The sequence below is a fragment of the Herminiimonas contaminans genome (assembly GCF_015645465.1).
GTDB lineage: Bacteria > Pseudomonadota > Gammaproteobacteria > Burkholderiales > Burkholderiaceae_D > Oxalicibacterium > Oxalicibacterium contaminans.
The window spans coordinates 1-26,860 of sequence record NZ_JADOEL010000019.1; the positions used below are offsets into that span (position 1 = coordinate 1).

19 protein-coding genes and 1 pseudogene are annotated in these 26,860 nt (G+C 54.6%); 9 read left to right on the forward strand and 11 right to left on the reverse strand.

The features are described from left to right. The 4 genes and pseudogenes from IXC47_RS19425 to IXC47_RS17165 form a co-directional block, all read left to right on the forward strand. Positions 1-199 (forward strand): annotated as a pseudogene (locus IXC47_RS19425) (hypothetical protein); the annotation flags it as partial. A 431-nt stretch (positions 200-630) separates the two neighbouring features. Continuing rightward, positions 631-2,235: an OmpA family protein gene (locus IXC47_RS17155; RefSeq protein WP_195876455.1), complete on the forward strand. Its 1,605-nt coding sequence runs from the start codon at positions 631-633 to the stop codon at positions 2,233-2,235. An 11-nt stretch (positions 2,236-2,246) separates the two neighbouring features. Then, on the forward strand, positions 2,247-3,701 hold the full coding sequence (locus tag IXC47_RS17160) for a hypothetical protein (protein ID WP_195876456.1): 1,455 nt from the start codon (positions 2,247-2,249) through the stop codon (positions 3,699-3,701). Continuing rightward, the gene (locus IXC47_RS17165) at positions 3,688-4,563 is read left to right on the forward strand and encodes a hypothetical protein (protein WP_195876457.1); all 876 of its coding nucleotides are present in this window, start codon (positions 3,688-3,690) and stop codon (positions 4,561-4,563) included. The genes IXC47_RS17160 and IXC47_RS17165 overlap by 14 nt, the downstream gene beginning before the upstream one ends. 90 nt (positions 4,564-4,653) lie before the next feature. On the opposite strand, the gene IXC47_RS17170 is transcribed toward IXC47_RS17165, so the two are convergent. The 8 genes from IXC47_RS17170 to dapC form a co-directional block, all read right to left on the reverse strand. Beyond that, positions 4,654-5,490 (reverse strand): Rossmann-like and DUF2520 domain-containing protein, encoded by an 837-nt coding sequence (locus IXC47_RS17170; protein ID WP_195876458.1) that lies wholly within the window; start codon positions 5,488-5,490, stop codon positions 4,654-4,656. Positions 5,491-5,500: 10 nt separating this feature from the next. Then, the gene (locus IXC47_RS17175; protein ID WP_195876519.1) at positions 5,501-7,468 is read right to left on the reverse strand and encodes an ATP-binding cassette domain-containing protein; all 1,968 of its coding nucleotides are present in this window, start codon (positions 7,466-7,468) and stop codon (positions 5,501-5,503) included. A 147-nt stretch (positions 7,469-7,615) separates the two neighbouring features. Next, the gene (gene prmB / locus IXC47_RS17180) at positions 7,616-8,506 is read right to left on the reverse strand and encodes a 50S ribosomal protein L3 N(5)-glutamine methyltransferase (RefSeq protein WP_195876459.1); all 891 of its coding nucleotides are present in this window, start codon (positions 8,504-8,506) and stop codon (positions 7,616-7,618) included. A gap of 84 nt (positions 8,507-8,590) precedes the next feature. Beyond that, on the reverse strand, positions 8,591-9,718 hold the full coding sequence (dapE, locus tag IXC47_RS17185) for a succinyl-diaminopimelate desuccinylase (protein WP_195876460.1): 1,128 nt from the start codon (positions 9,716-9,718) through the stop codon (positions 8,591-8,593). Positions 9,719-9,721: 3 nt separating this feature from the next. Then, positions 9,722-10,075: an ArsC family reductase gene (locus IXC47_RS17190; RefSeq protein WP_195876461.1), complete on the reverse strand. Its 354-nt coding sequence runs from the start codon at positions 10,073-10,075 to the stop codon at positions 9,722-9,724. 2 nt (positions 10,076-10,077) lie between these two features. Beyond that, the gene (locus IXC47_RS17195; protein ID WP_195876462.1) at positions 10,078-11,202 is read right to left on the reverse strand and encodes a PilT/PilU family type 4a pilus ATPase; all 1,125 of its coding nucleotides are present in this window, start codon (positions 11,200-11,202) and stop codon (positions 10,078-10,080) included. Between the two features lie 53 nt (positions 11,203-11,255). Then, positions 11,256-12,080 (reverse strand): 2,3,4,5-tetrahydropyridine-2,6-dicarboxylate N-succinyltransferase, encoded by an 825-nt coding sequence (gene dapD, locus IXC47_RS17200; RefSeq protein ID WP_195876463.1) that lies wholly within the window; start codon positions 12,078-12,080, stop codon positions 11,256-11,258. A 42-nt stretch (positions 12,081-12,122) separates the two neighbouring features. Beyond that, complete coding sequence (dapC, locus tag IXC47_RS17205) at positions 12,123-13,337, reverse strand: succinyldiaminopimelate transaminase (protein ID WP_195876464.1); 1,215 nt, start codon at positions 13,335-13,337, stop codon at positions 12,123-12,125. Positions 13,338-13,626: 289 nt separating this feature from the next. Between dapC and smc the strand changes: the two genes are divergently transcribed. From smc to def, 5 genes are all read left to right on the forward strand, one after another. Continuing rightward, entirely contained in the window at positions 13,627-17,154 is a 3,528-nt protein-coding gene (gene smc / locus IXC47_RS17210) for a chromosome segregation protein SMC (RefSeq protein ID WP_195876465.1), read from the forward strand. A gap of 354 nt (positions 17,155-17,508) precedes the next feature. After that, complete coding sequence (locus IXC47_RS17215; RefSeq protein ID WP_195876466.1) at positions 17,509-18,627, forward strand: cell division protein ZipA C-terminal FtsZ-binding domain-containing protein; 1,119 nt, start codon at positions 17,509-17,511, stop codon at positions 18,625-18,627. 3 nt (positions 18,628-18,630) lie between these two features. Further along, positions 18,631-20,715: an NAD-dependent DNA ligase LigA gene (ligA, locus tag IXC47_RS17220; protein ID WP_195876467.1), complete on the forward strand. Its 2,085-nt coding sequence runs from the start codon at positions 18,631-18,633 to the stop codon at positions 20,713-20,715. Then, on the forward strand, positions 20,702-21,577 hold the full coding sequence (gene galU, locus IXC47_RS17225) for a UTP--glucose-1-phosphate uridylyltransferase GalU (protein WP_195876468.1): 876 nt from the start codon (positions 20,702-20,704) through the stop codon (positions 21,575-21,577). Before ligA ends, galU begins: the two co-directional genes overlap by 14 nt. Continuing rightward, positions 21,574-22,110: a peptide deformylase gene (gene def, locus IXC47_RS17230; RefSeq protein WP_195876469.1), complete on the forward strand. Its 537-nt coding sequence runs from the start codon at positions 21,574-21,576 to the stop codon at positions 22,108-22,110. The genes galU and def overlap by 4 nt, the downstream gene beginning before the upstream one ends. A 56-nt stretch (positions 22,111-22,166) precedes the next feature. On the opposite strand, the gene IXC47_RS17235 is transcribed toward def, so the two are convergent. The 3 genes from IXC47_RS17235 to IXC47_RS17245 all read right to left on the reverse strand — a co-directional run bounded on the left by IXC47_RS17235 (position 22,167) and on the right by IXC47_RS17245 (position 26,851). Next, positions 22,167-23,123 carry a porin gene (locus tag IXC47_RS17235; protein WP_195876470.1) on the reverse strand — a complete coding sequence of 319 codons (957 nt, stop codon included), beginning with the start codon at positions 23,121-23,123 and terminating at the stop codon, positions 22,167-22,169. Positions 23,124-23,494: 371 nt separating this feature from the next. Then, positions 23,495-24,241 (reverse strand): pseudouridine synthase, encoded by a 747-nt coding sequence (locus tag IXC47_RS17240; RefSeq protein ID WP_195876471.1) that lies wholly within the window; start codon positions 24,239-24,241, stop codon positions 23,495-23,497. 57 nt (positions 24,242-24,298) lie between these two features. Next, positions 24,299-26,851, reverse strand: a complete 2,553-nt coding sequence (locus tag IXC47_RS17245; protein WP_195876472.1) for a [protein-PII] uridylyltransferase — start codon at positions 26,849-26,851, stop codon at positions 24,299-24,301. Between the last annotated feature and the right edge of the window lie 9 nt (positions 26,852-26,860).

Here is a 26,860-nt window from a genome sequence, read left to right on the forward strand (position 1 = left end):
AGATGCCTCCGGTGACGTGGAAGCAGGCGGCCAATCAGTTTGCCATTCTGTTCGGCGAACGCTTCACCAACGCATTGCACTAGAATTTTTTAACCGACCTTCACACACAGAATTTCTGACACTACCGTTGAGCTTTATTTTTAACGCCGCGATTATCGGTTTGTCGATCAATATCGCTGCGGGTTTGATCGGGAACTGAAGCGTCAACTCATTAGCTGATGCTATTTTTTGCTGCACAGTGCCAACGGCACAATCAGCTTTCTATGTACTTGTAGGTCAAACCATCGTGTTCGCCCTGACCTCATCGCAATATATGCGCCACGTTTTTCCATGCAGGCGACATTGTCTTGGTCAGAGGCATGTAGGTCATCTTCTAAGCTCATTACCAAGTTGTTGGAAACGGTGGTCGCCACCAGGTTATATATCATTTCCTTCAAACGATATTTCCCCTCTCATAAACATGGGAGGAATTGTCAATTTTTGAAACACATGTCAATTAACCTGCCGTTAGGAGTGATAATGCTCGCGAGCAACATTAACGGGTGCAGTAGTTATATGCTGTACAGGGAAGCTAACTAATAACAAAAGGGCGACGCCATTTTTTGCACGAGAAAATGGTTGTGCTATTCGATGACAAAGAAAATTAAACGCGCTGGAAAGCGCAATGCGGTCGTGCTGTTGTCCTGCATGCTCGCCACTAGCGGGTGTGCAATAGATCCGAAGACAGGGCAGGCATCTTTCAAAGAAACGTTCGCGAGTGAAGATCCGTGTTCCAACAACAGTCGCAATATCGGTCTGGTTGCGGGAACCGTTTTAGGTGCGGTATTAGGACATCAGTTAAAAAATAAAGGCGGGGCACTTGCAGGTGCTGGTGTTGGCGCTTTAGTCGGCGGGCTGGTTGGCCACGATATGGATAGAAAGAAATGTGAGTTGTCGAAACTCGCTAAGAAGTACGCACTTGATATGACCTTTGTGGAGGTCAAGGCTGGCAACGTCAATCCCGAGGCAACCGAAGCAAAGTCCGATACGGTAGGGCTTTCAGTATCCATTCGGGATCAAGATAGTAATGGTCACTTTCAGGTTGGTTCTGACAGCCTGAGTCCAAATGCGCAGAAGTATTTTACGGAAATCGCTAATGAATACTCTTATCCGCAACAGTTGGCGCGACTACCTGCGAATGCCAGCGCCGAATCTCGTCAAGCCGTTGAACTGTTGAAGACAAAGCGATTGCTCATCATTGGTCATACCGATGACACGGGTAATTCGCAATTGAACGCTGATCTCTCCGAGCGCCGCGCTAAGGCGTTGGCTACCGTATTCAAACAAGCTGGCGTTTCACCAGATAATCTTTTCTTCCAAGGGGCGGGTGAAACACTTCCTGTTGCTGACAATCGTAGTAGCGAAGGACGTGCGAAGAATCGTCGGGTTGAAATAGTGGATTTGACCGACGACACGGTATTCCGTCAGTATCTGGCAACGCGCAGTGCGCGCACTGATTTTTATAGGGTTGAGGTGGCGCGCCCGGCGCAAGCGGAAAAATCAGTCAGCGTCGTTGATCGTCAGGACGTCAAGAAAGACCAGCGCCTTCTTGTAGCGAAAAAAATGCCGCCCAAAATTCCAGTAGCACCTGTGCCGCAGGTGAGTACTTCAACGCCCGCGACACAAGCTCAGTTCGATTTTAATGGCAAGTCCAGCAGTGAGAAAATTGCTGCACTCGATATCGGTCCGCTTGCATCACCCTCATCCTTCAATATCTTGCCTTTGGCGCAAGCAAACGATACACCTCTGGCCCGTAGCTGCGAATACGATAAGCCTCGTATCGCCAATGGTGTGAAATCGTTTAGAGACAGTAAGGAAATAGCTACTGGCGATTACATGCCCGGCTTGTATGGCACATCGTGGACGGATAATGTGAACGGCCATTTGGTGGCTCTAACACGTGTCGCCGTGTTACGCGATGGCGGGGCGCCAGCAGGAAAGCCACAACTTCTCGTCTATAAGAATTACACGCCTGGCAGCAAGGCAAGGCCGGACTATAGCGTTACCCCTGAGGTGAATACCTATAAAGGCCAAAAGGCCTTGCTATATCGAGTATTCGTTGGTGGGCCTATCAATTGTCTTGACATCGTCATTCCAAATTCAGATCCGAACGCGAGTAAGGAATCCTGGCTTTACTACGATTCTGATGGCAAACCGCTGAGAGCCAACTTCAATCCAAAAAAATTAAAATCGTAAGGAACTACAACATGTTTGACGCATTCAACCAACACATGGACGTGGTGGCAACAGTCATTTCACTAGCCATACTTGTCGCACTTTATTTTGCATTGAAACCACGGGTTGATTTTTGGTGGTTGAATTTTTGGTATGCGCTTCCATTCGTTGGCAAGAGCATCCGTTTGTCCAAGGATTCGACACGCAACGCCAAGAATAAAGAATGGACCAATGCGGAACGTACGCTGTGCGAAGATTACAAGCAACATATCCATTTCATTACCGAGCCGGAACTCAATAACCGGCTGGACTATCTTGCTAAGGCAAATGATCTGGGACGCACGCCGACTCCCGTCTGGCTCTTGGCAGTGCTGTCGTTGTTGGTGATAGCCGAAGGCCTGGGTTTCTCTTATCTGCTGGGTAGCTGGATGGCGATGGAGGGAAGTGAAGATACGCGTACCCTGCTGATGGTCGCAATCGTTCTGGTCTTATGTGTCATTCTGATATTTGTCACGCATAGTGCAGGACATCAGCTGTATCGTACGAATCTGATTCGTGCGAGCGAGAAAGAGTGGCGTGATGCCGGTCAGCCAGGACCACTTAGAAGCCAGACCATGATGCTCAAGGATGATCAAAAGATGGACAGTGATCAACCCGAGTACACGCAATTGGTTAACCGGGTAGGGACTTCGGGCAGTTACTTTATGGTTATTGTTGCGATTGCTATTATTGTAGTTATCGCTGTCACTTCAACCTGGATGCGGGTTAAGCATCTGGAGAATGAGCAAACGCAGGAGACCATGCAAAGTGGTGCCACAGCAGCCTCGGGGAATCCATTTGCCAGCGGCCTGGCCTTGCCGAAGGAAGTGACTGAGCCACAGAATGAAGCAGATCAGAAAGGCATTGCCGATAGAAACGATGCGAAGGCAACCGAAGGTATGGCTGCTTTCATTATGTTGGGCTTCATCTTTGTGGTTACGCAGGTGGTCGGTATTGCAGCCGGCTTTAAATGGGGTTTCGCTGGCAAGGAAAGCAAAGCGGCATATGCGAGTACGCGCGGCTTTTCTACCTATGAGGATTATCAGGCGCAATACGCACCAGTAATCCAGGTTGCACAATCCAAATTGCAGACCTTGCAACAACAACTTGCTCGACAAGGTGGCAATCAAAGTCTCAATTTACGTAAGTCATTTGATGATTATCTAAGCGAGAGCAGAGGCTTTGTGATGGGTGCAGGTAGTGCGGCTGCCGCTCCGACCCAAGCGACATCACCTGTTGAACCAAGTGTCACGGTCGATCAGGCATTGGTCCGCTTTGAACAACTCAAGTCTGATCAGGCTGCGGCCAAGGCGTATATCTCCGGTTTGCCGTTGGCAGTCAGGGAGCCCTTAATTGTCGCGATTAAAGAGAAGAAGGCCAGAGAGGCAGAAGAGCAGGCTCAGCGTGAGCGTGCTCGTAATGAGGATGAACTGAATGAATTGTTCTAAGCCTGCTGCAGTGAGAACCCTAATTGCGCTCTTAGCTATGAGTCTGCTTGCTGCCCAAGCGTTGGCAGCAGCGCCTCTGAACCAGATTCCAAGCTGCTATGCAGCTAATAAACTGGATATCCCTCAGCCACCGCAAGTGCGTGAGGTCTTTATCCTGCTGGATCAAACGGTTGTTCTGGATAACGCCTTGAAGCAGTCACTGGCGACTTCCGTTCATTCCTTGATGACGCCTGGTACGACCTTTACTGTTTTACGCTTTTCTGCTTTTTCGCAGGGCCATTATCTGGACGTAGTGTCGACCGGAGCGCTTGAACAAAGTGTGCCTGAAAAATTGCGCAGTTCAATTGGCGTGAAACTGCTCAAGAACTTTGATGCATGCATGAAAGGCCAGCTCGATTATGGAATCAAGTTGGCTATGACTTCAGTGGGGGACACTATTGCGCAAAGCACGACGGAGCTTGCCAAATCCGATTTATTCTCCAGCCTGTCGGAAACATCGAGGATAGTCAAAGCATCTGCAGCACCGCGTCGGATTGTCCTTCTGGTTTCGGATATGCTTGAAAACTCGTCAGTTTCGAGCTTTTATGCGAAAAACCGGATACGTCAAATTCAACCAGATGTTGAAATGCAATTGGTTCGGAAAGAAAAACTACTGGGTGATTTTGGTGGCGCATCCATTTTTGTTATGGGCGCCGGCGTCATTCCGGAAGTAGCGGTCAAGGTAGGTGGGAAAGAGCAAATGCAGTATCGTGACCCCAAGACTCTTGGCGCATTGAAGCAATTCTGGTCAAACTATTTTTCGCAATCTAATGGAAAACTGGAAGAGTTTGGTATGCCGGCTTTAATCATGCCGGTCAGATAATTGGAAGATATCTAACAGTGCAGCCATCGTCGGCTTACCGACTAATAGGAGAGTAAGTCTGGTCGGTGCTTGATGGTGGCAAGTTGCTGACTATTTCTTTTGTCGACGCTGTGCCAGATGCAGAGTCAGCTTGCCCATGTGCTTGTAGAGCTTGCCATAACGTTTGTCCCAGCCGTTGACCGCGCGATACTGTTTGACGACGGTAGCGATGTCACCACGCGCTATAGGACCTGTCAGCGCCTGTTCCGGTCCTATCTGCAAGACGTTCTCGCTCGTTTCCCGTACCAGTGAGGCCATCATTTTTAACGCTACGTCTTGCGGTATGCCCGCCTGTGCGTAGGTCTGTACGGCAGTATCCAGCAGCGTGACGAGGTAGTTGGAGGCGAAGACCGCGCCTGCGTGATACAGCACTTTGCTTTCTCGCTGGATAGGAACCGTTTGCGCGCCTATGGCTGCAAATATTGGGGCGAGTACATCAACTGCTGCCTGATCGCCTTCCATGCCGCAGTAGGTGCCTGCAAAGTCTGCCGCTACCTTCTCCGGTACTGCAAAGCTGCGTATCGGATGAATACTGCCAACTGCTGCGTCGCGTGCACTGGCGCTGGCCAGTATGCTGGAGGAGAGTGCGCCGCTGCAGTGGAAGACTATGCTGCTTACTGATAAGTGCCCGCTGCTAGCCAATGCGTCGCAGCAAGCGGCAATTTGGTCATCGGGTGCTGCTATGAGGTAGATGTCGGCCGCTTGCAGGTCGGCGTAGCTGCTTGCCACGCGACCGGCACCGGCAAAAGCGGCGGCGCGTGCGCCGCTTGCTGTCGAGGTGTTGAGGATGTCCAGTAGCTGGACAGTCTGATGCTGCACCCACAAGCGCGCCAGCGTCTGGCCGACTTTGCCGCAACCGATGATGGAGAGTGTTTGCGGTTTGCTCATGGGTTGATACCTAGCTGTTGATCTGTTCCAGCGCTTCCTGCTGTTCCAGCCATTCCGCTTCCAGTTGTGTCACTTCCTTGGTGTAGAAGGTCTGGTCTGCCAGCAGTTGCTTCAGTTCTTTTTTGTTTGCAGCATCGTAGATGAGCGGATCGGCCAGTTTTTCATCCACGCTGGCTTTTTGCGCATTGCGTTTGGCAATTTGCTCTTCCAGCTTTTTGATTTTCTGTTCTATCGGCTTTCTGCGGGCGGCCAGTTTTTGGCGTTCTTCGGCTTCCAGCTTTTTCTGTTCACGTTTGTCTACTGCGCTGACTGTGGTGGCAGGTGCAACCGGGCTGGCCGATTTTTCCTTGACGGGTGGCAGGTTGGCATTGGCTGCTGCATTTTTTGCATCCAGCTTGGTTTTGAAGAGCCAGTCCTTGTAGTCGTCCAGGTCGCCGTCGAAGGGTTGCAGCTTGCCATCGGCAACGATGATGAATTGATCGGTGGTCGCGCGCAGCAGGTGCCTGTCATGGGAAACGACCACCAGTGTGCCTTCGAACTGCGCCAGCGCCATGGTCAGCGCTTCGCGGGTTTCCAGGTCCAGATGGTTGGTCGGTTCATCGAGCAGCAAGAGGTTAGGGCGTTGCCAGACGATGAGTGCCAGCGCCAGACGGGCTTTTTCGCCGCCGGAGAATGGCGCGATTTTGCTGGTGACCATGTTGCCGTTGAAGTTGAAGCTGCCTAGGAAGTTGCGCAGTTCCTGTTCACGGACTGTCGGTGCGATGTGCATCAGGTGCCACAGCGGCGATTCATCGTGGCGCAGCATTTCTACCTGGTGCTGGGCGAAGTAGCCGATAGCCAGGCCTTTGCCGAATTGCGAGGTGCCGTTCAGTGGTTGCAATTCGCCTGCGATGGTTTTGATCAGTGTGGATTTACCGGCACCGTTGACGCCCAGCAAACCGATACGTTGGCCAATTTGCAGCGAGAAGTTGATGCCGGAGACAATTTTCTTCTCAGTGATCGAGTAGTCTTTTTCATCTTCAATGCGGTAACCGGCATCGACGTCTTCCATCACCAGCATAGGATTGGGCGCATTCGCCGGTTCACGGAATTCAAATGAGAATTCTGCCGCTGCACGCAAGGGCGCGAGCTCTTCCATCTTCGACAAGGCCTTGATACGGCTTTGCGCCTGGCGTGCCTTGCTGGCTTTTGCCTTGAAGCGATTGATGAAGGATTCCAGATGTGCGCGTTGACGTGCCTGCTTTTCTATTGCGCTTTGCGCGAGGATGAGTTGCGCGGCGCGTTGACGCTCGAAATCAGAGTAGTTACCCGAGTAGCGCTTCAGCTTGCGCTCATCAATATGCACGATGACGTTGACGACGCCGTCGAGGAAGTCACGGTCATGGGAGATGACGATCAGGGTGCCAGCGTAGCGCTTGAGCCAGTCTTCCAGCCAGATGATGGCGTCCAGATCCAGATGGTTGGTCGGTTCATCGAGCAGCAAGAGGTCGGACGGGCACATGAGCGCTTGTGCCAGGTTCAGGCGCATACGCCAGCCACCGGAGAAGCTGGCTACCGGTTGATCCATTTGCGCCATGGTAAAGCCCAGGCCGAGCAGTAGTTGCTCGGCACGCGAACGTACGGTGTAAGCATCGGCATCGGCCAGCGCGCTGTATAGCTCGCCTATCAGGGTACCGTTGTCTGCGGTGTCCGGTTCGCTTTCGAGGAAGGCGAGTTCTTCTTCTAGGCGGCGCAGCGTGACGTCGCCGTCGATCGCGTAGTCGATAGCAGAGCGTTCCAGCGGCGGGGTTTCCTGCGCTACGTAGGCGACGCGCCATTTGGCGGGGAAGTCGATGGTGCCGAGGTCGGCGTGCAGTTCACCGCGCAGCATGCCGAACAGGCTGGATTTGCCCGCACCGTTGGCACCGATCAGGCCTATTTTGTCGCCCGGATTGAGCGTGACATCGACGCTATCGAATAGCGGCTTGACGCCGCGCATGAGGGAAACTTGCTGGAGACGAATCATGTAATTTGTAAGCCGCTGGCGCGATGTAGCTACAGCAGCGGCTTTGCTTCTTTAGAGAATGATTAAAATGGCCGGCCTGTCTTCAGTTCACGCATCGTCATGATGCGGACAGGTACGACCTTATTGCAATTGATCTGCCGTGATCAGGAATACCATGTCATCACCGGCGCTGGTAGTGAGCCAGGTCAGGTTCAGTTCCGGGAAGGCCGCTTCCGCGAATTCACGTTCATTACCGATTTCAACCATCAGCAAACCGTTAGGTGTCAGGCGTTGACCGGCACCGGCAACGATTTTACGTACCAGGTCCATGCCATCGGTGCCGCCTGCCAGCGCGATTTGTGGTTCGCGCAGGTATTCCGGTGGCAGCTTGCTCATGGAGCCGGAGTTGACGTACGGCGGGTTGGTGACGATGAGGTCGAATTTGTATTCAGGCACGTTCGCATACAGGTCTGATTCAATCAGGTTGATGCGGTGTTCCAGTTCGTATTCGGCGACATTGCGCTTGGCCACTTCCAGTGCATCGGTAGAGATATCCACGGCATCCACATGTGCATTCGGGAAGGCGTCGGCCAGCATGATGGGCAGGCAGCCGGAACCGGTGCAGAGTTCGAGGATGTTGTTTACTTTGTCCGGGTTGCTGACCCACGGCGAGAATTGCTCAGGGATCAGTTCGGCGATGAAGGAGCGCGGCACGATGACGCGTTCGTCGACATAGAAGCGATAACCACCGAGCCAGCCTTCATTCGTGATGTAGGCAGCAGGTAGGCGTTCATCGGCGCGTTGTTCGATGACGCGCAAGACGGCGTCAACTTCTTCCTGCAGCAGGTGTGCATCGAAGAATGGATCGAGTTTGTCCAGCGGCAGCTTGAGCGTGTGCAGGATCAGGTAAGCGGCTTCATCCAGTGCATTGGTGCTGCCGTGGCCGAAGAATAGTTTCGCGGTATTGAAGCGGGTGACTGCATAGCGCAACAGGTCGCGAATGGTGGTGAGTTCGTTAGGCTTGGTAGGCATGGTTCTGTGCAACTAAGTAAAAGGATGATGCCTGATGCAGGATGACTGCATCAGGAGGGTTTTTATCGATGCTGTGCACTAGCCTCAGAGCAGCAGGTTTTCCATCGTACGGCGATAGATGTTTTTCAGCGGATCGATGAAGCGGACTTCGATGTGTTCATCGATCTTGTGGATGCTGCCATTCGGCGGGCCAAATTCAACGACTTGCGGGCAGATGCGCGCAATGAAGCGACCATCCGAGGTGCCGCCGGTAGTCGACAGCTCTGTCGTGACGCCGGTTTCCGATTTGATCGCATCGCTCATCGCGTCGCTCAGTGCACCTTTAGGCGTGAGGAAGGGATGGCCGCTGATCGACCATTGCAGATCGTATTCGAGACCGTGCTTGTCGAGGATGGCGTGTACGCGTTTTTGCAAACCTTCTACCGTGCTGGCGGTGCAGAAGCGGAAGTTGAAGTCGATGACGACGTTGCCCGGAATGACGTTGGACGCGCCTGCGCCGCCGTGGATGTTCGATACTTGCCACGAGGTCGGCAGATAGTATTCATTGCCGTCATCCCACTTCTCGGCGACCAGTTCTGCCAGTGCAGGTGCACATTGGTGAATAGGGTTGCGTGCCAGTTGCGGATAGGCGATGTGGCCTTGTATGCCTTTGACGGTGAGCTTGCCGGACATGCTGCCGCGGCGACCGTTTTTGATGGTGTCGCCGAGGACGTCGGATGAGGTTGGTTCACCGACTACGCAGTAATCGAGTTGTTCGCCGCGTGCTTTCAGCGCGTCACAGACGATGACGGTGCCGTCGGTCGCAGGGCCTTCTTCATCGCTGGTGATGAGGAAGCCGATAGAGCCTTTGTGGTCAGGATGTGCTTGCACGAATTCTTCTGCTGCCACGACCATCGCTGCGATCGAGGTTTTCATGTCAGCGGCACCGCGGCCGTAGAGTTTGCCGTCGCGTTGCGTAGGGACGAATGGCGGCGATGTCCATTGCTCGAGCGGGCCGGTAGGCACGACGTCGGTATGACCGGCAAATACCAGCAGCGGCTGTGCGGTACCTTTGCGTGCCCATAGGTTGGTCACGCCATCGGATTCTATGGTTTCGCATACGAAGCCCAGCGGCTCCAGCAATTCGATCAGGCGCGATTGGCAGCCTTTGTCTTCCGGTGTGACGGAGGAGAGAGCGATCAGTTCTTCGGTCAGTGCGAGCGTTTTGCTCATAGATTATTTTTGAAAAATTTGTTGATAAAGTTCGTCGGAAAAACCAACGCTGGATTTTTTGTCCTTGACCAGTACCGGGCGCTTGATGATCGATGGCGATTCCAGCATCAGTGCAGTGGCACTGGCGGCATCGGTGATTTCGGCCTTGCGTTCATCCGGCAGCTTGCGCCAGGTTGTGCCTTTGCGATTGACCAGCACATCCCATGGCACGTCGCGCAACCAGGTTTTGATCAGGTCTGCGTTGATGCCATCTTTTTTGAAATCGTGGAAGACGAAATCGGTGCCGTTATTGCTGAGCCAGGTGCGCGCTTTTTTGACGGTGTCGCAGTTAGGTATGCCGTAGAGGGTAATCGTCATGTCTACATCTTCAGGGTAAATTCGGTAAAGCTTGCTTCTTCCTGCTCCGGTGCTTCTTCCTGCACCGGTTGCGCGGAGTTGTTCAGCAGCCAGAACAGATTGCTGGCCGAGTCGGCGTGCGCCAGTGCTTCTTCTTGCGTCACTATGCCATCCTTGATCAATTGCATCAGCGCTTGTTCAAAGGTTTGTGAGCCAGGCGACAAACTCTTTTCTATCGCTTCCTTGATCAGTGCAATTTCACCTTGCTCTATCAGCTCGGCGATGTGGCGTGTGTTCAGCATGACTTCGACTGCAGGACGGCGCTTGCCGTCGATGGCGCTGATCAGGCGTTGCGACACAATCGCACGCAAGGTCGACGATAGATCGGCGAGCAGGGATTGCCGGTTTTCTATCGGGTAAAAATTGATGATACGGGTCAGCGCCTGGTAGCTATTGTTCGCATGCAGGGTTGCGACGACCAGGTGGCCGGACTGCGCATAAGCGAGTGCTGCCGACATGGTTTCCTTGTCGCGGATCTCACCGATTAGGATGCAATCGGGAGCCTGGCGCAGGGCGTTCTTCAAGGCTAGCGGCAAGTCGCTGGCATCGCTGCCTATCTCGCGCTGGTTGACGATGGATTTCTTGTTACGGAACAGGAATTCAATCGGGTCTTCCAGCGTCAGGATATGACCGGTAGCGATGGTGTTGCGATGATCGAGCATGGCGGCGATCGTGGTCGATTTGCCGGAGCCGGTCGAACCGACTACCAGCAGCAAACCACGTTTCTCCATGATCATATCGGCCAGGATGGGTGGCAGTGCCAGGCTGTTCAGCGCCGGGATTTCGCCCGGTACATAGCGCAGCACGGCTGAAATACTGCCGCGCTGGCGGAACGCTGATAAGCGGAAGCTGCCGACACCCGTCACCGGTATGCCGATATTGAGTTCGTTTTCACGATCCAGTTCTTCCAGCTTGGCTGGCGGGACAACTTCGGCCAGCAAGGTCATGACGGCATTCTGGTCCAGCTTCTGCTGGTTGATGGGTACCAGATTGCCATTGATCTTGATATGGATAGGCGAGTTGACTGCAATAAACAGGTCAGATGCTGCTTTTTCCTTCATCAGAAGGAATAATCTATCCATAGCCATAGCTGTCCCGGTTCAGAAAAGTGTAAACGCGTGTTGCAGTGATACCGACTTACTTAATCACGCAGCAATTCGTTGATCGCTGTTTTCGAACGTGTTTGTGCATCGACGCGTTTGACGATGACTGCGCAGTACAGGCTGTACTTGCCATCAGCGGATGGCAGGTTGCCGGACACAACGACGGAACCGGCTGGGATACGGCCGTAGGTCACTTCGCCGGTTGCGCGGTCATAGATCTTGGTCGATTGGCCGATGTAGACACCCATCGAGATAACCGAGTTTTCTTCGACGATAACGCCTTCAACGATTTCCGAACGTGCACCGATGAAGCAGTTGTCTTCGATGATGGTCGGGTTCGCTTGCATAGGTTCCAGTACGCCACCGATGCCGACGCCGCCGGACAAGTGCACGTTTTTACCGATTTGTGCGCAGGAGCCGACGGTAGCCCATGCATCAACCATGGTGCCTTCATCGACGTAAGCGCCGATGTTGACGAAGGAAGGCATCATGACTACGTTTTTACCGATGAAGCTGCCGTGACGTGCGACTGCTGGAGGAACCACGCGGAAGCCGCCTTTAGCGAAGTCAGCTGCGGTGTAGTTCGCGAATTTGGTTGGTACTTTGTCGTAGAACTGCATGTGGTCGCCGGATGGCATGCTGATGTTGTCTTCCAGACGGAAGGACAGCAATACCGCTTTCTTGACCCATTGATTGACGACCCACGAGCCGCTGTCTTTTTGCGCTACGCGCAGGGTGCCTTCGTTCAGTTGGGCGATGACTTGCGCGACTGCGTTACGTACGTCTGCAGGTGCATTTTTCGGGGAGAAATCCGCACGGTTTTCCCAGGCTTGGTCGATGATCTGTTCGAGTTGTTGAGTCATTTGATGGTCTTGTCAGTTGATAGAAATGATTACTAGGAAAAATTACGCGGCAGTACTGGCCAATTTCTTGGCGAATTCGACTATGCGTTGCGCGGCTTCGAGGCATTCGTCCACTTCGGCGACCAGCGCCATGCGGACCCGGTTCTGCCCCGGATTGATGCCATGTGCTTCGCGACCCAGATAGCTGCCCGGCAATACCGTGACATTATATTCGGCATAGAGGCGCTTCGCGAATTCAACATCGCTGATGTTGACGAGTTTGTCGACCTTGGCCCACAGGTAGAAACCGGCGTCCGGCAGCGAGACATCCATGACTTCCTGCAGCAAAGGTGTGACCTGATTGAATTTCTTGACGTATTTCTCGCGGTTTTCGATGACGTGTTGCTCGTCGTTCCAGGCGGCAATCGACGCACTTTGTACGGACGGGCTCATCGCGCTGCCGTGATAGGTGCGGTACAGCAGGAAGCTCTTGATGATTTCTGCATCGCCAGCGACGAAGCCGGAGCGCATGCCTGGCACATTCGAGCGTTTCGACAGGCTGGAGAAGCCGATCAGGCGCGGATAGCCGGTACGGCCCAGTTTGTGCGCTGCTTCCAGGCCGCCGAGTGGCGCTTCCGCCTTGAAATAGATTTCCGAATAGCATTCATCGGCCGCGATGACAAAGCCATAGCGATCCGACAAAGCGAACAGTTCAGCCCAGTCTTCCAGAGTCAGCACCGCACCAGCCGGATTGCCTGGCGAGCAGATGTAGACCAGTTGCACGCGCGCCCAGACGTCCGCCGGGATGCTGGCAAAGTCAGGCGCAAAGTTGCGTGCCGGGTCGCAATTGACGAAGTAGGGCTCGGCACCGGCCAGGTAGGCAGCGCCTTCATAAATCTGGTACAGCGGGTTAGGGCAGACCACCAGAGCCTGTTTGCTTGGATCGATCACGGTCTGCGCCAATGCGAACAAGGCTTCACGCGAGCCATTGACCGGCAGCACCTGTGTAGCGGGATTGAGCTTCGGCAGGTTGTAGCGACGCTCCAGCCAGCCCGCGATCGTGGCGCGTAGCGCATCGGTGCCAGCAGTGGTCGGATAGACAGCGAGGCCGTCGAGGTTGTCCGCCAGTGCTTTTTGTATAAAAGCCGGGGTCGGGTGCTTGGGTTCACCGATGCCGAGGCTGATCGGACGATAAGCAGCGTTCGGCGTGACGCTCGCAAACAGTTGCTTCAGTTTTTCAAAAGGATAGGGTTGGAGCTGTTTAAGAAGTGGATTCACGGCTGAGGGCAGAAATGTGAGTGTGATGTTCGTAGTCGCTGTTTGCAGCGCCGCTTTGCATGAGCGGCAACTGCAGGCTTTATTTACACGAGGTTCAAAGTGGCAACATTATACCGCCCATGAGGGCAGAACCGCTGCCTGCGTAAAGTCTGGCTGTAAATGATTGGAATCGTTGTTCCAAATGCTATGATTAGCCCCTTTTACGGCCTCATTTGCCGCATCCGCCATGCTGGTCGGATGCTTGATAAATATTTAATTTGCGCTGCATATTCTAGGAACGGTTGATAACGTGCGTCTAACTTCCATTAAATTATCGGGATTCAAGTCTTTTGTTGATCCGACGAATTTTCAGGTGCCGGGTCAATTGGTCGGTGTCGTCGGCCCGAATGGCTGCGGCAAGTCCAATATCATCGATGCTGTGCGCTGGGTTTTGGGTGAATCCAAGGCTTCCGAGCTGCGCGGCGAGTCGATGCAGGACGTTATTTTTAACGGTACGACCAACCGCAAACCGGCTGGTCGCTCTTCGGTCGAACTGGTATTCGATAACGGCGACGGCAAGGCTGCCGGGCAGTGGAGCCAGTATGCGGAGATCGCGGTCAAGCGTACGCTGACACGTGACGGTACCTCGACCTACTACATCAACAATCAGGCAGTACGCCGCCGCGACATCCAGGACATCTTCCTCGGTACCGGTCTGGGCCCACGCGCTTACGCGATCATCGGGCAGGGTATGATTTCGCGCATCATTGAAGCGCGTCCGGAAGAGCTGCGTATCTTCCTGGAAGAAGCTGCTGGCGTATCGAAGTACAAGGAACGCCGTCGCGAAACCGAGAACCGTCTGCAGGACACGCGTGAAAATCTGTTGCGCGTCGAGGATATCCTGCGCGAGCTCAATACCAATCTGGAAAAGCTGCAAGGCCAGGCTGCCGTCGCGCAAAAATTCCACGAGCTGCAAGCCGACCAGGACGAGAAGCAAAAACTGCTGTGGCTGCTGCGTAAAAACGAAGCGAAGAATGAGCAGGAAAAATTCTTCCGCGATATCGAAAAAGCGCAGACTGATCTGGAAGAACAAACCGCCAAGCTGCGCCACGTCGAAACCGAACTCGAGCATATGCGCCAGGCGCATTACTCGGCCGGTGATCGCATGCATCAGGCGCAAGGCCATCTGTATCAGACCAACTCTGAAATCGGTAGTCTGGAAGCGCAGATCAAGTTCGTTATCGAATCGCGTACCCGCCTGCAATCGCAACTGAATTCGCTGACCGCACAGCGCGACCAATGGCAACGCCAGGGCACGCAATTCCAGGATGACCTGGTGGAAGCCGAGATGCATCTGGAAGAGCAGGCGATGCGCGTCGAGCAGGCGCAGGAAACCGCGCAACGTGAAAACGATCGCTTGCCAGCGCTGGAGCAGGCATGGCGCGAAGCGCAACTGAAAACGACAGAGTCGCGCGGCAAGATCATGCAGGCGCAACAGCAGATCGAACTGGAATCAGCACATCAACGCAATGCGTCGAATATTTTGTCCGGCCTGTCAGTGCGTCGCGAACGTCTGCAACAGGAAAAGCAGGGCTTGAACCTGCCTGACACTACGCATCTGGCTAACCTGAAGATGCAGCTGGAAGAGAAGCAGGCGACGCTGGAAGAAGCGACCGAGCAACTCGAAGTCGCGCAAGAGCAATTGCCCAAGCTGGAAGAAGAACGCCGTGCTGCGCAGGAACAGGTCAATACCGAGACTGCAAATAATGCGCAACTGGAAGCACGCCTGGCTGCCCTCAAGCAGTTGCAGGAAAACGTGCAGACCCAGGGCAAAGTACAGCCGTGGTTGCAAAAACATGAGTTGGGCGAGTTGCCGCGCCTGTGGCAAAAACTGCAGATAGACCAGGGCTGGGAAACCGCACTGGAATCCGTCTTGCGTGAGCGTACCTCGGCACTCGAAATGTCGAACCTGGATTGGGCCAAAGCCTTCTTCAGCGATGCGCCACCAGCCAAGCTGGCTTTGTTCACACCGAATGCAACTGCATCGGAAGCGGTGGAAACACCGGCTGGCCTGAAACCTTTCCTGAACCTGCTGCAACTGAACGATCCTGGCCTGCGCGCCTTGATGCAGGACTGGTTGCATAACGTGTATATCGCCGATGACACGGCTGCTGCTTTCGTAGATCGCAACAAGCTGCCGGTCGGTGCTTATTTCGTCACACGCCAGGGCCATGTCATCAGCAAAACCAGTGTGCGCTTCTATGCTTCGGATTCGGAGCAGGACGGCATGCTGGCGCGCCAGCAGGAAATCGAAAACATCACCAAGCAATTACGTGCGCAGCACATGCTGGCCGATGAAGCGAAGTCGCGTTCGATCCGCTCCGAATCAGCAGTGACGCAAGCGACACAACGCCTGCAGGAAATTCGTCAGCGCGTGAATACGCTGACGCAATCAGTGCATGGCTTGCAAATCGATGTGATGAAGCTGTCCGAAGTGCAGGAGCGCTTCAACCAGCGCAGCACGCAGATTGCGACCGATCTGGAAGAGATCGCGATGCAGGAAGCCGAGCAGCAACAAGTCAAGGCAGAATCAGAAGCGAAGTTCGAGCAACTGGATGCCGAGCTGGGCGAGCTGCAAGAAACACACGAAGAAGGCCAGACCGATTACCTCAGCAAAGAGCAGCAACTCAACGATGCGCGTCAGCGTGCGCGCGATCTGGAACGTGCTGCGCAGGAAACCGCGTTTGCCGAAAAATCACAGCGCAACAAGATCGAAGAATTGAAACGCAGCATTGCGACCGCACTGGAACAAGCGGCGCAACTGTTTGCGAATATGCAGCAGGGCAGCCTGGAGCTGGAAAGCCTGGATGATCAGGCGGCACAAGCTGGTTTGCAAACCTTGCTGGATACCCGTAGCGAACAGGAACGTGCGCTGGCGGATGCACGCCATGAACTGGATCAGTTGACGCAGCAATTGCGCGGCCATGACGAAGCGCGCATGCAGGCGGAACGCAGCCTGCAACCGCAGCGTGATCGCATCACCGAGTTGCAGCTGAAAGAACAGGCCGCACGCCTGAATCAGGAACAGTACGCGCAACAACTGCTGGAAGCCGAGGCAGATGAAGCAGCACTGGCAGAGAAGCTGAACAGCGATATGCGTCCATCCTATCTGCAGGGCGAAGTAACGCGCCTGACGAATGCGATTGCCGCTTTGGGTGCCGTCAACCTGGCAGCGCTGGACGAATTGGCGACTGCATCGGAGCGCAAAAACTTCCTCGATGCACAAAATGCCGATTTGACCGAAGCCATCACCACGCTGGAAGATGCGATCGCCAAGATCGACAAGGAAACGCGCGAATTGCTGCAAGACACTTTCGACAAGGTCAATCATCACTTCGGCGAATTGTTCCCTATCCTGTTCGGCGGTGGCCAGGCCAAGCTGACCATGACTGGCGACGAGATCCTCGATTCCGGCGTGCAGGTGATGGCGCAGCCGCCAGGCAAAAAGAATGCAACCATTCACTTGCTGTCCGGTGGTGAAAAAGCACTGACCGCGACGGCGCTGGTGTTCTCGATGTTCCAGCTGAATCCGGCGCCGTTCTGTCTGCTGGATGAGGTTGACGCACCGCTTGATGATGCCAATACCGAACGTTTCTGCAATATGGTGAAACGCATGTCAGCGCATACCCAGTTCCTGTTCATTTCGCATAACAAGATTGCGATGGAAATGGCGCAGCAGCTGATCGGTGTGACCATGCAGGAGCAGGGTGTGTCACGTATTGTGGCGGTGGATATGGAATCGGCCGCCGATTTTGCGTCGGAAGCGCAGCTGGCCTGAGTGTAGTCCGCTGCCAGCGTATTAGTTTTATGCAGTGGTGAGAAAGCGGAACGATTCGACGACTGAATAGTCGGTGATATGGATGCTTTCCCGCATGTTTTTCAGAGGGCAACCTGGCTTGACAAGCCAGATTGCTAAAATTAACCTGAGTTCTGAGAGTCGCAAGTACATCAATGACGCTGGTCGCCGCCATGTAACTTTATCGGCAGGCGCGCGTTGTGGATGTATAGATTGACGACCATCCAACCTTTGGATTTTTATGACCCTATCTGCTTTCCCTCGATTTGCTCGCGGCGCGCATAGCGTGCTGCAGAACAGATTTTCCCTGCAATCCACAGTCACGGCAGGTGCAGCATGAATGATCTCCAGACCAGTTTGTTTGTCATCGGTGGCGTGATTGTTGTCGGTGTCATTTCCTACAATAAGTGGCAGGAACACAAAGCCAAGAAAAGCGTGGAGCGCGCTTTCTCTTCATCGCACGACGATGTGCTGATGGCACCGGAAGGACGTGAGGCGCCGGAAGAGCGCCTGGAGCCGACCATAGACGGCGAACGTCACGAACCTACCTTCTCGGAAAATCCATACGACGACGTCGCACCGGTGCAGCAGGATGCAGCAGCACCGCATGCCGAAGCAGAGATGGATGCGCCGGTTGATTTCGTGCAGCCGGTCGAAGAAAAAGAATTGCCTGTCGATTACCTGATCGATTGCACCATCCCGCTAGCTTTGACGACGCAATTGCGCGGCGAAAAAATCCTGGCCGCCTTGCAGTCGCTGCGTCATGTCGGCAGCAAGCCTGTGCATTTCGCTGGTCAGCATATCGATGGTGGCTGGGAAGCGATTACACATGGCGGTATCTATAAATCGCTGATGGCTGGTGTGCAGCTGGCGAATCGCAGCAATGCTTTGAACGAACTCGAGTATTCCGAATTCGTCATGCGCCTGCGCCAGATCGCTGATGACTTCGATGCGGATCCGGATGTGCCGGATATGGCCGAAGTAATGGTGACCGCACGTTCGCTGCATCACTTCGTGACTGAATACGATGCCAAGCTGAGCGTGAATGTACATACCAACGGTGCGCCATGGTCGGTGACGACCTTGCTAGCGGCACTGGAGCGCCAGGGCTTCGACGTGCGTCCGGAAGGCCGTCTGGTGATGCCGGATGGCGATGGTGGCGTGTTGTTCTCGCTGTCTACTAATGTGACGCTGGCGGAAGAAACCACCAGCCGCCTGACCTTGTTGCTGGATGTGCCGGTGGTATCGCCGGAACGCGATGGTTTCGGCGCGATGACAGCATGTGCCCGTTCACTGGCAGCGCGTCTGGACGGCACGGTAGTCGATGACAGCGGCCAGCCCTTGTCCGATGCGTCGCTGAATGAAATTTCAGGTCAGATCGAAGCGTTCTATGCCGACATGGAAGCGGCAGACATTCCTGCAGGTTCCACCAGGGCTTTACGCTTATTCAATTAAATTATGCAGCCGGATTTGTTTTCTACGGCATCGCAAACAGATGCAAACGCGACGCCGGAGGAACCGGATGCCGGCAATCCACCGGCACGCGCAGCATGGTTACGCGATGAACTGAATCGCCACAATTACGCTTATCACGTCCTCGATAATCCTTCCATTCCTGACGCGGAATACGACAAGCTGTTCCGCGAACTGCAGGCGCTGGAAGCCGCCCATCCCGAGGTGCTGGTAGTCGACTCACCGACACAAAGGGTGGGGGCGCTGGCTTTGTCCGCTTTCCCGCAGGTGACGCATTCGGTACCCATGCTGTCGCTCGGCAATGGCTTTGAAGATGAAGACATCGTTGCCTTTGATCGTCGCGTTTGCGAAGGTCTGAATGCCACTGAAGTTGAATATGCGACCGAACTGAAGTTCGATGGCCTGGCGATCAACCTGCGCTACGAAGATGGCGTGCTGGTTGAGGCGGCCACGCGCGGTGATGGCGCGACCGGTGAAAACGTCACAACCAATATCCGCACCGTGCGTGCGATACCACTGCGCCTGCATACCAAGACGCCACCCAAGGTGCTGGATGTGCGTGGCGAAGTAATGATGTACAAGGCCGACCTGGCCAAGCTGAATGCACGCCAGCGCGATGCCGGAGCGAAGGAGTTCGCCAATCCGCGTAACGCGGCGGCAGGCAGCTTGCGTCAGCTGGATTCGCGTATCACCGCGCAGCGTACTTTGCGTTTCTTCGCCTATGGCATCGGGCTGCTGGAGGGTGCAGAGATGCCGGTTTCGCACTCCGCTTTGCTCGACTGGTATGCCGAACTGGGTTTGCCGGTTTGTGCCGAGCGTGCAGTGGTAAAAGGCGCGGCTGGTTTGCTCGAATTCTACAAAGCGGTAGGGCAGAAGCGTCCGGGTTTGCCGTATGAAATCGATGGTGTCGTCTACAAGGTCAATCGCGTCGAGCAGCAGCAACAGCTGGGTTTTGTCTCGCGTGCCCCGCGCTATGCGATTGCCCATAAATTCCCGGCGGAAGAAGCGCTGACGACCGTACAGGGCATAGAGGTGCAGGTCGGACGTACTGGTGCGATCACACCGGTAGCGCGCCTGGCACCGGTGCTGGTGGGCGGCGTGACCGTCACGAATGCGACCCTGCATAACGAAGATGAAGTGCGGCGCAAGGATATCCAGATCGGCGATACCGTGATCGTACGGCGTGCCGGTGATGTGATTCCTGAGGTAGTGGCCTATGTGCCAGAGAAGCGTCCGGCCGATGCGCAGCCTTTTGTGATGCCGACTGTTTGCCCGGTCTGTAATTCTCCTATCGTGAAGCTGGAAGATGAAGCGATCGCACGCTGCTCCGGTGGCTGGGTGAAATGTGCAGCGCAACGCAAGGGTGGCTTGCTGCATTTTGTTTCCCGGCGTGCGATGGATGTCGAAGGCCTAGGTGATCAACTGGTCGAGCAATTGGTCGACAAGCACATCATTACCACCGCAGCGGATCTGTACAAGCTGGGTTTCCGTGCGCTGGCCGAGCTGGATCGCATGGCGGACAAGTCGGCGCAGAACGTATTGGCCGCGCTGGAGAAATCCAAATCAACGACGCTGGCACGCTTTATTTACGCGCTCGGCATACGTCATGTCGGTGAAGCGACGGCGAAGGAACTGGCGCGCCATTTCGGCAATCTGGAAGCCTTGTTGCAGGCATCCGAAGAGCAGTTGCTGGAAGTGGCAGACATCGGTCCGGTGGTGGCGCAGTCTATCCGCAGCTTCCTCAGCGATCCGCTGAATATGGAATTGATTGAACAATTGCAAGCCGCAGGTGTCAGATGGCCCGAACATGTGGTGGAGAACAAGCCCAAGCCTTTCGCTGGCAAGACCTTCGTTCTGACCGGAACCCTGCCGACGCTGAGTCGTGACCAGGCCGCTGAAAAGATAGAGGCGGCGGGTGGCAAGGTTGCCGGTTCCGTCTCCAAGAAAACCAGCTACGTGGTAGCGGGTGCCGAAGCTGGCAGCAAGCTGGCCAAGGCAGAGGAGTTAGGCATCGCCATACTTGATGAATCTGCATTGCTGCAATTATTGGAATCTCATGAGCAAAATTAGAAAAGCCGTCTTCCCCGTCGCAGGCCTCGGCAGCCGTTTTCTGCCAGCCACCAAAGCACAGCCCAAGGAAATGCTGCCTGTCGTCGACAAGCCTTTGATCCAGTATGCGGTGGAAGAGGCAGTCGCGGCCGGGATTACCGATATGGTCTTTATTACCGGTCGCAATAAGCGCGCGATCGAAGATCATTTCGATACGGCTTATGAACTGGAATCCGAACTGGAAGCGGCCAACAAGAATGCCTTGCTGGAATTGGTGCGCAACGTTATTCCGAAGAGTATCAATTGCATCTATATCCGTCAGTCGGCGCCGCTGGGTCTCGGCCACGCCGTCCTGTGCGCACGTCCAGTGATCGGTAACGATCCGTTCGCCGTCTTGCTGGCGGATGACTTCATGGATACCGCCGACGGTGTGAAACCGGTGCTGGCGCAGATGACCGACGTGTTCCAGCGCGAAGGGCATAGCGTGTTGGCAGTGCAAGACGTACCGCGCGCCGATACGAAGCAGTACGGGATCGTCAGCGCGACCGCGTATCAGCCACAGCTGGAGCTGGTGAATGCGATCGTGGAAAAGCCGCAGCCTGATGTCGCACCATCGACGCTGGCCGTGGTCGGTCGTTATGTACTGAGTAACAAGATTTTTGATTATCTGGAAACGCTCGGCAAAGGTGCAGGCGGTGAAATACAATTAACCGACGGCATCGCTGCCTTGATGCAGGCCGAGAAGGTGCTGGCGTATCGCTACGATGGCCAGCGCTATGATTGCGGTTCCAAGCTGGGTTACCTGAAGGCGATGGTGGCGATGGGGCTCAAGCATCCTGAAACCGGTGCAGGTTTTACCGATTATCTGAAGACATTGAAATGACCGTCAGAGAAATTTTAAAGATGGGTGATCCACGCTTGTTGCGCGTGGCAGAGCCGGTCAAGGAATTCGGCACGCCGGAACTCGAGGCGCTGATTGCCGATATGTTTGACACCATGCATGCGGCGAATGGCGCGGGTCTGGCTGCGCCGCAGATAGGCGTTAACCTGCGTCTGGTGATTTACGGTTTCAAGCAAAACACACGCTATCCGGATGCGCCACCAGTACCGGAAACCGTGCTGATCAATCCCAAGCTGCGACCGCTGTCGGCCGAGATGGTGGATGGCTGGGAAGGTTGTTTGTCGGTGCCGGGTTTGCGCGGCGTGGTGCCACGTTTCAGTGCCTTGCACTATGAAGGTTTCGACCAGTACGGCAATGTGATCAGCCGTGATGCGGATGGTTTCCATGCGCGTGTTGTGCAGCATGAGTGCGATCATCTGGATGGCATCCTGTATCCGATGCGGATTACCGATTTATCGCAATTCGGCTATGTCGATATCCTGTTCCCGGACCTGGATCCGAACGACGATGATTGACGATAGCAGACAGATGTAAAAAAGGGCGACTTGAGGTCGCCCTTTTTGTTTGGAATTTAAAACTTGTGTCGTATGCCGACGTTGAACAGATTGTCGTTTTTACCGGCCGCGGTGACGCGATAAGCGGCATTGTCATCGTTGCTCAGGCGTGCCCAGCTGGTGTACAGATTGGTGCGTGTTGACAGATTGTGTGTGTAGCCGAGCGCGATCTGGTTTGCATTGGCGTTGCTGATGGCTTTGTCACTCTTGTGCATATAGGACGCCATGATGGTGTCGGCAGCAGTCAGGTTGACCTTGAGACCGATCAGGGAGTCACGTGTATCCAGCGTGCCGAAGCCTTTGTTGACGGCGTAGGCGATGAAGGGTTGCAGTAAGCCGAAGTTGTAGTTACCACCGATCAGCGTGGTCTTTGTACTGTCGGTCGCGGTTGCGTTGTTGGTGTTCTGATAGGTCAGCACGGCAGCGATAGGGCCGGATGCGTAACCTATGGCGCCAGCCACGGTGCGACCAGAGCTGGTGCTGCCAGCGACTTCACCGAAGCTGTACGCGGCCTGGCCGTTGATACCGTTCTGCGCGGCAAAGCTGTAGTTGACGGTATTGTCTATGCGGCTGCCGCCATAGTTGAAGATGCGTACCGAATCGCCTGCAAGGGTATCGGCAAATGGATCGAAGACGGAGGAGTTGGTGAAGACCATGGTCTGGACGCGGCCCAGTTTTACTTCACCGAAACCACCAGACAGACTGACATAGGATTGCCGGTTGAAAAAACGGGTGGCATCACTTTGCGAGCCATTGTCTGCGTTGAAGCCGGCTTCCAGCACAAAGTTTGCCTTTAATCCGTTACCGAGATCTTCAGTGCCTTTGAAACCGATGCGACTGACACTTTGGTTGCCGCTGTCTATGCCGACTACACGACCACTGCCAGCGTTTTCTATCTTCAGGCCCAGATCGACCACACCGTACATGGTGACGCTGCTCTGCGCGTAGCTTGCTCCTGCTACCGACGCCAACATTGAAAATGCAAATAGAGTTTTTTCATTTACCCACTCCCTTTTGTTTTCAGTTGAAACAACGATCTGATGGCAGCGTGCTGCCAGCTTGGGTTGCGTTACTAAACTTAGGTCGGTATTAAAGGTAAATCAACAGCATTTTCCCGCGTTGGAGTGTCGCTTCTGGCACATGGTTACGCTAGGGTGTGCAGAATGTGAGCAGCAACGGAATGGCTTGATATTGAACCAATATCGATGAAAGAGGGAGATTTATTTGCGAAGTTAACCGTGGTCAACAAATTGTGTTGCGCTTTTGGCGACACTTGCTTGCGCGCAGGAATGAGCGATGGGATGTGCTGAGGGGAGAGGGTGGCAAGCCACCCTTTAGATCGGGTTTAGAACTGTTCGTCTTCGCGCAGGTAGCGCCATTGGCCTACCGGCAAATCACCGAGTTTGACATTGCCTATGCGTACCCGTTTCAGGCCGATTACTTTCAGGCCGACCATGTCGCACATGCGGCGGATCTGGCGTTTCTTGCCCTCGCGCAGGATGAAGCTGAGCTGGTCTTCGTTTTGCCATTTGACCTTGGCTGGCAGCAGTTTTTTGCCGTCCAGCGTCAAGCCGTGATTCAGGCGTTTCAAATCCGCTTCCGGCAGTTTTCCTGGCTTGGTGTATTGCACACGCACCAGGTATTCCTTCTCTACCGATGTATCTTCACCGATCAGGTGTTTGGCGATGCGGCCATCTTGCGTCAGCACCAGCAAGCCTACCGAGTCGATATCGAGACGGCCTGCAGGGACCAGGCTGCGCAGTTGGGTAGGGTGGAATTGGGTAGGGGCTTTGTCTTCGCTCCAGCGGGTGCTGGCATTGACCAGTGCGACCGCCGGTTTGTAGCCATCCTCGGCCTGGCCGCTGACGTAGCCGACCGGCTTGTTGATGAGTACGGTGACGCGTTTGGATTGTTCTGCTGCGGCTTGTCGTTCGACGGTGACACGTTGTGTCGGCAGCACCTTGCTGCCCAGTTCTGAAACGACTTTGCCATCGACCCGTACCCAGCCGCGCGCTATCCATTCGTCAGCTTCGCGTCGCGAGCAAAGTCCCAGCTCGGACATACGTTTGGAAAGGCGGAGTGGTTCATTCATGATGGTGCAATTCTATAAATCTGAAATTGAAAAATGCTGTCCTGCGGAGTGTAACGGTCAGACGCGCAAGGCATCCAGTAAATCTGTTTCCAGTTGAATCTGGCTGCGCGGATTATCCAGTACCTGGCCATCGACCAGGAATACGTCTTCGACCCGCTCGCCCAGCGTCATGACTTTGGCAGTGTGCAGGTTGACCTTGTATTTCGCCAGGATGTTTGCAACCGAATATAACAGGCCATTCCTGTCATTGGCGGATATCGTCAGCAGGTAGTAACGACCGCGCTCATCCGGGCGCAGGTCGACCGTAGGTGTGGCCGGGAAGTTGCGGCACAGGCGCGAGAGACGGCCTTTGCATGGCGAAGGCAAGTCCAGTTGCGCGCTGAGTACTTCGGTCAGCTCGTGTTCGATCAGGCTGATCAGGTCGCGATAGTTGTCGGCGAAGGCAGGCTCGGTCACCAGGAAGGTATCCAGGCCATAACCATGTTTGGTGGTGTGGATCTTTGCATCCAGGATGCTGAAGTTTTTGCGATCGAAGTAGCTGCAGATGCGGGCAAACAGATCAGGCTGGTCCTTGACGTAGACCGTGACTTGCAAGCCTTCCCCTATAGGTGCGAGGCGACATTTGACGACTGGTGTCGGGCTGTCGATTTTGTCGTACAGGGTGCGGGTTTGCCATGCGATATCGGCCGCATCGTGACGCAGGAAGTAGACGACGTCGAGTTGCTTCCATAAGGCTTCATGTGCATGCGCAGACAAGCCGTACAGGCGCAGGGATTTGAGTGCTTCTTCCTGCCGGTTCTTGAGCTCGCGATCGGCTGACGGTGCTTCGCCACCCAGTGCACGCAAGGTCATGTTGTACAAGTCTTCCAGCAGCTTGCCTTTCCATGCATTCCATACCTTGGGGCTGGTGCCGCGGATGTCGGCGACGGTCAGCAAGTAGAGGGCAGTGAGGTGACGTTCATCACCGACCAGTTTCGCAAAGTTGCTGATGACTTCCGGATCGGACAAGTCCTGCTTTTGCGCGATCTGCGACATCATCAAATGGTTTTCAACCAGGAACACTACCAGCTCGGTTTCTTCGTCGGTCAGGCCATGATCGACGCAGAAGATGCGCGCATCTTCCTTGCCCAGTTCCGAGTGATCACCACCACGTCCTTTGGCGATGTCGTGGAAGAGGGCGGCGATGTAGAGTAACCACGGTTGGCTGAAGTTGGCCGCGAGCTGGCTGCAGAATGGATATTCGTGTGCGTGTTCGCTCAGCATGAAGCGGCGCACATTGCGCACGACCATCATGATGTGCTGATCGACGGTGTAGACGTGGAATAAGTCGTGCTGCATCTGGCCGACGATCTTGCGGAAGTTCGGTAGGTAGCGACCCAGGACACTGGTCTGGTTCATGCGACGCAAGGCATGCGTGATGCCCTGCGGTGCCTGCAGGATTTTCATGAACAGTGCACGGTTGACTGGATCGCGACGGAATTGATTGTCTATCTTGAAGCGCGCATTCCAGAGCGAGCGGAAGGTGCGTGCTGTCATGCCTTTCAGTTCCGGATGCAGCGACAACAACAGGAAGACTTCCAGCATGGTCGAGGGCTTGGCTTCGAAGGTGTCGTCATTAGCGATATCGATGAAGCCGTTGACTTCGTTGAAGTCTTCATTGATCGCGACCGGCGAAGTCATTTGCGGGAATAACTGTGCTTCGATATTTTGCAGCAGGATCGCATTCAGTTGCGTGACGGCCTTGGCTGCAAGGTAGTAACGCTGCATCAGGTATTCGCTGGCGCGGCGTGTTTCAGTGGTTTTGAAGCCTATCGATTCGGCGATCGCAGTCTGGATGTCGAAGACGAGGCGATCTTCATGGCGATTCGCAATGATGTGCAGGCGTATGCGCACATCTTTGAGCGAACGTTCTTTTTGCGTCAGCTGGCGTGCTTCGGTTGGCGTGATCAAACCTTGTACTGCCAGCTCGCGCCAGGAATTGCCCAGTCCGGCTGCTTTCGAGACCCACAGGATGACTTGCAGGTCGCGCAAACCGCCCGGGCTTTCCTTGAGGTTGGGTTCGAGGCTGTATGGCGTGTCTTCGTACTTGGCGTGGCGCTGGCGCAGCTCCAGGGTTTTGGCCTGGAAGAAGGCTTGTGGATCCATCGCCGCGTTACAGCGGACTTTGAGCAGTTGGAATTGGGTGGCGTTGCCGATCACCAGGCGTGCTTCCAGCAAGCTGGTTTGTACTGTGATGTCAGCTTCGGCTTCGTTCAGGCATTCATCGATGGTGCGTATGCTGTGGCCGATTTCGAGGCCGATATCCCAGAACAGCTGCACCAGCTCTTCCAGTTTGGCTTGCAGTGCTGCGTTCGGTGCTTCCTGCAGCAGGATCAGGACGTCAACATCGGAGTGCGGGAACAGCTCACCGCGGCCATAACCACCGACCGCAACCAGGGCTGCGCTATCCGGCAGTTCGAACGCGGTCCATGCCTTGCTGAGTGCTGCGTCGACATTAATCCTGAGCTGCGTCAGCAGGTGCTCCGCCTTGCCATCCTGCAAAAAACGATCAATGACGATTTGTCGTTCGGCTTTGAGTTCTTCTTTTAAAGCAATGGCAAGTGAGGGCATGGAGCTGGG

What these genes read in the sequence shown, in the direction of transcription:
- galU (WP_195876468.1), top strand. Translation starts at nt 20,702, where the DNA reads ATGAGCAAAATTAGAAAAGCCGTCTTCCCCGTCGCAGGCCTCGGCAGC.
- IXC47_RS17240 (WP_195876471.1), bottom strand. Translation starts at nt 24,241, where the DNA reads ATGAATGAACCACTCCGCCTTTCCAAACGTATGTCCGAGCTGGGACTT.
- IXC47_RS17175 (WP_195876519.1), bottom strand. Translation starts at nt 7,468, where the DNA reads ATGCGCGGCGTCAAGCCGCTATTCGATAGCGTCGATGTCACGCTCAAT.
- IXC47_RS17215 (WP_195876466.1), top strand. Translation starts at nt 17,509, where the DNA reads ATGAATGATCTCCAGACCAGTTTGTTTGTCATCGGTGGCGTGATTGTT.
- IXC47_RS17170 (WP_195876458.1), bottom strand. Translation starts at nt 5,490, where the DNA reads ATGAGCAAACCGCAAACACTCTCCATCATCGGTTGCGGCAAAGTCGGC.
- IXC47_RS17165 (WP_195876457.1), top strand. Translation starts at nt 3,688, where the DNA reads ATGAATTGTTCTAAGCCTGCTGCAGTGAGAACCCTAATTGCGCTCTTA.
- IXC47_RS17155 (WP_195876455.1), top strand. Translation starts at nt 631, where the DNA reads ATGACAAAGAAAATTAAACGCGCTGGAAAGCGCAATGCGGTCGTGCTG.
- IXC47_RS17195 (WP_195876462.1), bottom strand. Translation starts at nt 11,202, where the DNA reads ATGGCTATGGATAGATTATTCCTTCTGATGAAGGAAAAAGCAGCATCT.
- IXC47_RS17160 (WP_195876456.1), top strand. Translation starts at nt 2,247, where the DNA reads ATGTTTGACGCATTCAACCAACACATGGACGTGGTGGCAACAGTCATT.
- IXC47_RS17190 (WP_195876461.1), bottom strand. Translation starts at nt 10,075, where the DNA reads ATGACGATTACCCTCTACGGCATACCTAACTGCGACACCGTCAAAAAA.
- IXC47_RS17245 (WP_195876472.1), bottom strand. Translation starts at nt 26,851, where the DNA reads ATGCCCTCACTTGCCATTGCTTTAAAAGAAGAACTCAAAGCCGAACGA.
- prmB (WP_195876459.1), bottom strand. Translation starts at nt 8,506, where the DNA reads ATGCCTACCAAGCCTAACGAACTCACCACCATTCGCGACCTGTTGCGC.
- def (WP_195876469.1), top strand. Translation starts at nt 21,574, where the DNA reads ATGACCGTCAGAGAAATTTTAAAGATGGGTGATCCACGCTTGTTGCGC.
- IXC47_RS17235 (WP_195876470.1), bottom strand. Translation starts at nt 23,123, where the DNA reads ATGTTGGCGTCGGTAGCAGGAGCAAGCTACGCGCAGAGCAGCGTCACC.
- dapD (WP_195876463.1), bottom strand. Translation starts at nt 12,080, where the DNA reads ATGACTCAACAACTCGAACAGATCATCGACCAAGCCTGGGAAAACCGT.
- ligA (WP_195876467.1), top strand. Translation starts at nt 18,631, where the DNA reads ATGCAGCCGGATTTGTTTTCTACGGCATCGCAAACAGATGCAAACGCG.
- dapE (WP_195876460.1), bottom strand. Translation starts at nt 9,718, where the DNA reads ATGAGCAAAACGCTCGCACTGACCGAAGAACTGATCGCTCTCTCCTCC.